The following is a 6,569-nucleotide window of genomic DNA, read 5'->3' as shown; positions in this document are numbered from 1 at the left end:
TTAAGGTAGATGGGGTATTTTTCATACTGACATTTTAGAACGTAGGTCTGAACATTAGGTGGAGATTTTAACATTTATGTTCTTTTCGCTTCGAAGAAATGGGTGTTATCAGCAAATTCATGAGGCTGGGTTTAATACCATATATATTGGGCATAACCCTTTACAGTATACCCACCAGGCAGAATTCCATGTAATCTGATTCTATAATCTCCTGTTTCAAACCCGCCTGGGAAAAGAACAGTCCAGGCACCATCCGAAGGGGCAGCAGCAGTCAATAAACTTTTCCATGTACAAACAATTGATCCTGATTTATCACATTTTTCTAAAGAAACCTTAAATACACCATCATTAGAATCATAAGTGCTTGTACTTGTAAGATTAACTGTGATATTGGTATTGGGATTATAGACATGGAATGTAGGGGTATAAAAGTTACTAGAAAATTCATAACTGAAGGTATCCTGAGATAAAGGTGAAATGTCAGCTGGAGGAGAACTTGTATTTACAACTGCGGTAACATCATCAGTTACGGGTGCGATATCTTCAGCTGCGGATGAATGAGATGGTAATAAAATCACAAAAAATAATACTGTCATTAGTACTAAACTTAGTTTATTCTTCATTTTACACTCTCCCCAAAATGTTATTTTATTCTATTTTATTATAAAATATTACATTTATTTGTATATAGGTATAATTGATCATAAAATAATGTAAATTATTGTTGAATTTAGATTTTTTACGTCTTGATTATTTAGTATCACCTACAGAATAAAACTTGTGCATTAAATTTCTTGTTATTGCTAACTATAGATAAAGAAGAGGTGATCAAATTGAAATTCAAAATGAAATTACTTGTGATTCTGTCGACTTTGTTCCTAACTATGAGTGTAGGTCGAATTTGTTTAGCTACGCCAGGAGATCATATTGAAGATCCAGTAAAAGACATACGAACATACACATTATCTATCCTCTTTGAAGAAATCAATAGCTCTATATCAAAACAATTTGGTTCGGATTGGGGTTTCTTTCCTAAAAAAGTTTGTGAGATAAATGGTAAGAGTCTTACTGTTGAGGGGAATCTTTTCAAAGACAATCAAACCAAAAAAATTAGAGTTGATTTAGAAAAGGAAAATTCAAGGTATAAGGTTATTCGGGTTTCGGAAATTTAGTGGAATATGTTAATGATTACTCTGTAGTCAACATGCGAATAAGTTATAGGTGAATTTTAAAGGATTATAAAAATTTCCCACCAACCTTAAGTGGTCGGTGGGATGTTCGAAATCTTTAAATTACATTAACAGTAGATCGTTTGCAAACGGTTTCGAAAAGAATATAATATCTTAATAAGATTCGGAAGGACGCCCATCAAACTAGACGGGGCATTTTTGACTTAAGGAGCGATGAAATGAAAAATCAACTCCTATTTTTTGGAATTTGCTTTACAGTGGCCACGGTTGTTATAAATCTGTTCATATTATTAAAGTACAATGTTCCACATGTTCAGCAATGGTATTGCTGGTCAATTGTGTCATTATGCGGTACGCTCATATATAACGGGGGCTACTACTATTTAAAGAAGAGAAAAGGCGTTTGTGTGATTAACGTCGGAGTAATTATTCTAGGAGTATTAGTGTTTATATTTTTATTTTAGAAGTGATTGTTTGAGTACTACATACATAGAGAAGCACAACTTTCTAACGAAGAGCTGACTTTGGGCAATGGCATTTATCTAGAACTTTAAAACAAATATGATTGAAAAATTCTTGGGTTAGAGTCCATATTAGAAGGCTATACGTAAGAATCTATCGAGATAGCTACCGCTCGAGGCATCCAACTATGATTTTAGTTTAGAGTAAAGACAAGAATACTCCGTCAACCTTCGCATTGAGTGTCCAGTTTTATTCTATGGCTTGAATATATAGTTTTGATACAGAAAAAATTTGTATGCATAGAAAGAAGATAGGCTGGGAATATATATACAATAACGTTCGCTTGAAAGGAAGAGGTAATTATGAGTAATGAACTTCTCAAACTCAATGCCTTTCTTAGTTGGTCCATAATGATTTCATTTGGATTCTTATTTGCTTTAACAGGAAAACCAACATATTTGCTTGCTGTAGTATTCAATGCTATTGTGATCTTCTTGTTTTCTAACGAAGGGGATAGACAAAAAGGTTCATGATCATCAAGAACCCAGTTGTTTTGTTTACATAGGATATAAGTAACCCCTTTTTAAGACTCCTTCACCTTTAAACTCGCCTGAGTATAGGCGAGTTTTTTAATCTTTATAAAAGATATTTGTAATTAAATGATGGAGAATTATTTATTTTTTTTAATCCCAATAGATTAATATGTATTCGCTTGATTCAAGAACGTATGTTTGGTTATAATACAAACAAACGTTCTTATTTTTGGGGGTTATCAGCGTGCATATTCGGATTGGTCAAACCGTTGAAATTGTTTACTTAGATAAAGTCGGCAAGATCACTCAGCGTAAGATTGAGGTAAAAGGTATAAAGGACGGAAAAATCCGTGCAACATGCTTAAATACAGGAGCGCCAAGAGTGTTTCTAATGGTAAATATATTAGCTTGGCAGCCAAGTGATAAAGGAGCAATTGCATGAAGCCATTAACAGATAAAGAAAAAGAAATACTCAGATCATTAATTAAGATGATCGAAATCAATCGCTATCCACCAACGTTACGTGAACTTGCCAAGGAGGTAGGATTGTCATCTACAGCGGTAATACATGCGCATATGGAGCGTTTAGAGATTAAGGGGTACATACAGAGAGGTAAGAACATGCCGCGAGCGTTGAGAGTCATTAGGGGAGTCGACGGAGACAATGAAATCACAACAGCGTAAGAAACTTGAGGGTGATGGTCTTTGGGAGGGAAGTCGGATGATAATGCTGAGCATAAAAATAGGATTCTGGACGATTCGTTGAAAAAAAGAGGTGCGATCAAAGCCTGATTTAGATCCCCGAGCATTAGTGGAGATCTCACAGGTGTTAGCTCAATCATTAGAAGATTGCAGTCCCATCACATTAACGGTGTTTAATGTGATCGAGGATATACAAATACATGGCATAGTGATGAGGGTAGACTGTCAATTAGGATAGATTAAATTTCTCCATGATGATGACTGGGAATGGATAATGATAGACGATGTAATTGGAGCTATTACATAATAAAGCCTCAGGGTTTCCTCTGAGGCTTCTGCTTATTTAAGAATATACTTACCTGAACCCTTATATTTATTAGTTTTTGTATCCCAAGTAAAAGTTCCTGAAACTATATCCCATCCTCCGTTTTGCCGATATTTTTTCCATACTTGACGTATTTCACCGTTCTTTTCGAAGTCTACTCCGATGTCTGCAATGAAATGAAGTTTTTGTACTAGAGTACCGTTTTCGAGTCGGTATACATACACCACGGTAGAAGGTGGTGTATCCACTACAATTGCGACATGTTTTTCTTTGCTGGAAGCTGGAAGAACCTTAATCTCCAAATCTTCTTCCTCATAAGCTACACCTGTATTAATTAGAACTAAAACATCTTTGGAATTTAGGAAGAATAGGTTCCCTGAGTCTGTTAAAATAATGGATTCATTTTTCTTGTCGTTGTTTAGATCTACTGTTTTTAATGAGAGGATCTTTTCATTAGGATATTTCTTGATTACAATATCTTTTGCGTGTTGGGTGGGAGATTGAGCGCTTACTGGGATTATCAATGAGTTCAACAAAAGAAAGAACCCAAGGAATGTCGTTAACGTTTTCATTTTAAAACAGCTCCTACATATAATTGTATTTTTACATTCCTCTAGTTAGTGATTATACTGGAGGGGCTTAGTCGTCGATGACGGTGACATTGAGTGCTGGAAGAATTATTAAAATTCATTAAAATGACTAGGTGAATCATGTATTGGTAAAATACCTATCAGGATTCAACAAAGTATAAGATGTAGTAGGTGCAAGTATACAGAGAAGCCCTAGGTTTCCCCAGGGCTATTTTTATTGAACTTTTTGAATAGTAGACACCGTTAGTAAGATGGCATTAGTTGTGCCTCCACCTACGTTAGCAAAAGAATAGGCTGCAGTAGGAACACCCTTAAATGTAACGTAATCACCATCAAGGATATCTCCAGTAGAATTTAGATAAATACCCATAATGGAATCTCCATTATCGTTCATGATATGTATAGCCGCGAGAGTTCCAAAGTCTGTTTCTTCCTCTGAAATTTGAACCACTTCCCCAGATACTTCGATCATCTTTGCATAGTAAGGTGAGATGTTTTTAAATAAATGACGAGAGGTAATAGTTGGATCAACTTCAGCAGCTGCTTTACTTTTAGTTTCTGCGCTAACAGCAGGAAATAGATCAAAGTTACTCACCAAGTATTCACGAGTCCTATCATCTAATTCGGATGCGCCTTCTGTGAGGTTGGTGACAACCTGAGTCATGACGAGAGCTGCCTGTGATTTCTTAGCAGCTTCTTCAGCCTCTGCTTTAGCCTTAGCATCAGCCTCTGCTTGGGCTTTTTCTTCTGCTTCCTTAGCAGCCTTCTTTTCAGCTGCTGCTTTCACTTTTGCTTCTTCTTTGGCTTTCTTTTCAGCTTCTTTTGTAGTATCTTCTGCTGTTGTATTTTTAGAGTCTTGATTTGCGCTAACTGTTTTTGCTTCTCCATTAGTATTTGCAGAAGTTGGTGTTTCAGCAGCTGTTTCGGCGTCATTAGATGAATCAACTGATACAGCAATTATAAAAATTGCAAAGCACGCCAAGGCTGATAAGAATAACTTTTTCGTTTTTTTCTTCTTAATTAAATAAATCAATCCCATTACAACCAAAACAACACTTGCTAAAAAACTTAATAACCCCACTGTCATCCACATTTTCTATATCCTCCTAAAAAATGATAATTATCGCCACGGAATAGTCTATCAGAATCAGGTAATTATTACTATGTATTTTCATGGAATAACATCTAAACTAGGGGTTTGGTATTGATCTAGAATAGATAGTGTGAATATAGTGACATTATATAAAAAATCGTATGACATTGTGATGTGAACGGATCGACAACCATTATAAATTGTATTTAGACTTCTTAGAGGAAGACCAGAACTGATATGGTTGGGAAAATTGAACAATATAGATATTAAAATACCCCGGGTGTCCTCGGGGTATTTTAATTGGTTTTAAACCAGGCACCGCCTGTACCGTCTTATTAACGAGTATAACTTATAACTGGCAAGAGAAATATTTCTATGTTGTTGAAAGGATTAGTTATTGAATCATTCCCATTTCACGGAGCCTATTTTTAATGTTTTTTAACCGAACTTCCTTTTCATTTGTTTCTTCAAGCTTTAATGAATCTACGTGTGTTTCTTTATATTTTCCAATGATTTTCTTTAAGGTTAATTCCCCGATATCTTTTTCAGTGTGTATTGTTATCGTTGGGGGGATTTTGTGATTTTCTATTATCTTGGGATCTGCAGAAATCCGTTCTAGTAAATTAAGTAGAAGTACTTGCTTTTTAGCACCTATTCTCCGTGCCTGATATATTTCTTTCCGAGTACAGTTTAATAAACGATCAAGATCTAAATGACCTTGGATGTATAGAGCATTTATAAGCCCCGTTAAATTGTGTCCTCGTTCTTCTTCATGAGCCACGGTTTTTAAACAATCGATATCCATATAATAAAGATGTGCTGGAAGTGGAAAGTAGTGTCTTAATACTGTGTTTTCATCAATGATGTTTTCCATGATGATTTACCTCCATTAGAATATAGGGACACTATAACAGGTTTACTGTTATGGTGAAAGTTGTATTGATTTTTTGTTTTATAAGCTTTTACAGGTTTTCGCGATAACTAATATTATGAGCAGACTTCTCTTCACGAACCGCCTTGCGAATTATATCTTTAACTTTATGAGCATCTTGAATGTCTTCGAATATAACTGAAGAATTAGAAATGTCATCGGAGAATACTGTGACTGACCCTACACCAATCAATTTATCTTTGAGAGACTGTTTTACGGATAAATCCCGTACTCGAAGAAGTTCAACTTCCTCAATATTTTTCCCAATGAGACCGGACTCTATGATTATCCGCTGAGTCGTGATTTTGTAGGTCGTATTGTTAAGAATACCGAGTTTTGCTTTTTCCTTTAATCGATCCGAGATACCAGCAGGTTTGCCTTCCCATAAAACTAATTCTTCGCTATTAGACATAAACTAATCCTCCTAAGGCTTTATAAAGATTAGTCTATCAAAACGAGGAAAAACTTACTATATTATTCTGTGAGTGAAGCCTCTTTATATCTTTACTTCTTCCCATCCTGGTGGTAATGGATTCTCAGGTGCTGTTTCTAGATATGCTGGCAGCACACTAATAAGTAACGGCTCATCAATATCTAGCAAGACAGTTTGTGTTCCTTTAGCTATAACAATACCGATCTTATTGATATGGAAACCGTTTTTGATACGGACCCGAACGCCAAGTTTTAACTCTTCGATTTTCACTTCTTCCATCCCCTAAGGTTGATTTTCCTTACTTCGTACT

The 6,569-nt window shown here is 35.5% G+C and carries 11 protein-coding genes; 5 read left to right on the top strand and 6 right to left on the bottom strand.

What is annotated here, in order from left to right; genetic code table 11:
• Positions 1-131: 131 nt before the first annotated feature.
• Positions 132-623, bottom strand: coding sequence for a hypothetical protein (locus MHH60_RS31195; RefSeq protein WP_076139049.1), 492 nt, complete (start codon positions 621-623; stop codon positions 132-134).
• A gap of 210 nt (positions 624-833) precedes the next feature.
• On the opposite strand from MHH60_RS31195, the gene MHH60_RS31190 reads away from it, so the two are divergent.
• The 5 genes from MHH60_RS31190 to MHH60_RS33375 all read left to right on the top strand — a co-directional run bounded on the left by MHH60_RS31190 (position 834) and on the right by MHH60_RS33375 (position 3,125).
• Positions 834-1,172 carry a hypothetical protein gene (locus MHH60_RS31190; protein ID WP_076139048.1) on the top strand — a complete coding sequence of 113 codons (339 nt, stop codon included), beginning with the start codon at positions 834-836 and terminating at the stop codon, positions 1,170-1,172.
• 842 nt (positions 1,173-2,014) lie between these two features.
• Positions 2,015-2,185, top strand: coding sequence for a hypothetical protein (locus MHH60_RS31185; RefSeq protein ID WP_179088988.1), 171 nt, complete (start codon positions 2,015-2,017; stop codon positions 2,183-2,185).
• 244 nt (positions 2,186-2,429) lie between these two features.
• Positions 2,430-2,627 (top strand): hypothetical protein, encoded by a 198-nt coding sequence (locus MHH60_RS31180; RefSeq protein ID WP_076139046.1) that lies wholly within the window; start codon positions 2,430-2,432, stop codon positions 2,625-2,627.
• On the top strand, positions 2,624-2,869 hold the full coding sequence (locus MHH60_RS31175; RefSeq protein WP_076139045.1) for a LexA family protein: 246 nt from the start codon (positions 2,624-2,626) through the stop codon (positions 2,867-2,869). The genes MHH60_RS31180 and MHH60_RS31175 overlap by 4 nt, the downstream gene beginning before the upstream one ends.
• Before the next feature lie 91 nt (positions 2,870-2,960).
• On the top strand, positions 2,961-3,125 hold the full coding sequence (locus MHH60_RS33375) for a YolD-like family protein (RefSeq protein WP_143763757.1): 165 nt from the start codon (positions 2,961-2,963) through the stop codon (positions 3,123-3,125).
• A 101-nt stretch (positions 3,126-3,226) separates the two neighbouring features.
• On the opposite strand, the gene MHH60_RS31170 is transcribed toward MHH60_RS33375, so the two are convergent.
• From MHH60_RS31170 to MHH60_RS31150, 5 genes are all read right to left on the bottom strand, one after another.
• A complete protein-coding gene (locus MHH60_RS31170) occupies positions 3,227-3,784 on the bottom strand; it encodes a hypothetical protein (protein WP_076139044.1) in 558 nt (185 codons plus the stop codon).
• 232 nt (positions 3,785-4,016) lie between these two features.
• Positions 4,017-4,895, bottom strand: coding sequence for a hypothetical protein (locus MHH60_RS31165; protein WP_076139043.1), 879 nt, complete (start codon positions 4,893-4,895; stop codon positions 4,017-4,019).
• Between the two features lie 394 nt (positions 4,896-5,289).
• Entirely contained in the window at positions 5,290-5,769 is a 480-nt protein-coding gene (locus tag MHH60_RS31160; protein ID WP_076139042.1) for a hypothetical protein, read from the bottom strand.
• A gap of 88 nt (positions 5,770-5,857) precedes the next feature.
• The gene (locus MHH60_RS31155) at positions 5,858-6,238 is read right to left on the bottom strand and encodes a PH domain-containing protein (protein WP_076139041.1); all 381 of its coding nucleotides are present in this window, start codon (positions 6,236-6,238) and stop codon (positions 5,858-5,860) included.
• Positions 6,239-6,322: 84 nt separating this feature from the next.
• Entirely contained in the window at positions 6,323-6,529 is a 207-nt protein-coding gene (locus MHH60_RS31150) for a hypothetical protein (RefSeq protein WP_076139040.1), read from the bottom strand.
• Positions 6,530-6,569: the final 40 nt, after the last annotated feature.

This window comes from Paenibacillus sp. FSL H7-0716 (assembly GCF_038002705.1).
GTDB classification, from domain to species: domain Bacteria; phylum Bacillota; class Bacilli; order Paenibacillales; family Paenibacillaceae; genus Paenibacillus_AQ; species Paenibacillus_AQ odorifer.
This window is presented reverse-complemented; position numbering and strand designations above follow the sequence as displayed.

Coding starts and splice junctions, on each gene's coding strand:
- MHH60_RS31195 (WP_076139049.1), bottom strand. CDS start 623: ATGAAGAATAAACTAAGTTTAGTACTAATGACAGTATTATTTTTTGTG.
- MHH60_RS31185 (WP_179088988.1), top strand. CDS start 2,015: ATGAGTAATGAACTTCTCAAACTCAATGCCTTTCTTAGTTGGTCCATA.
- MHH60_RS31175 (WP_076139045.1), top strand. CDS start 2,624: ATGAAGCCATTAACAGATAAAGAAAAAGAAATACTCAGATCATTAATT.
- MHH60_RS31170 (WP_076139044.1), bottom strand. CDS start 3,784: ATGAAAACGTTAACGACATTCCTTGGGTTCTTTCTTTTGTTGAACTCA.
- MHH60_RS31165 (WP_076139043.1), bottom strand. CDS start 4,895: ATGTGGATGACAGTGGGGTTATTAAGTTTTTTAGCAAGTGTTGTTTTG.
- MHH60_RS31160 (WP_076139042.1), bottom strand. CDS start 5,769: ATGGAAAACATCATTGATGAAAACACAGTATTAAGACACTACTTTCCA.
- MHH60_RS31155 (WP_076139041.1), bottom strand. CDS start 6,238: ATGTCTAATAGCGAAGAATTAGTTTTATGGGAAGGCAAACCTGCTGGT.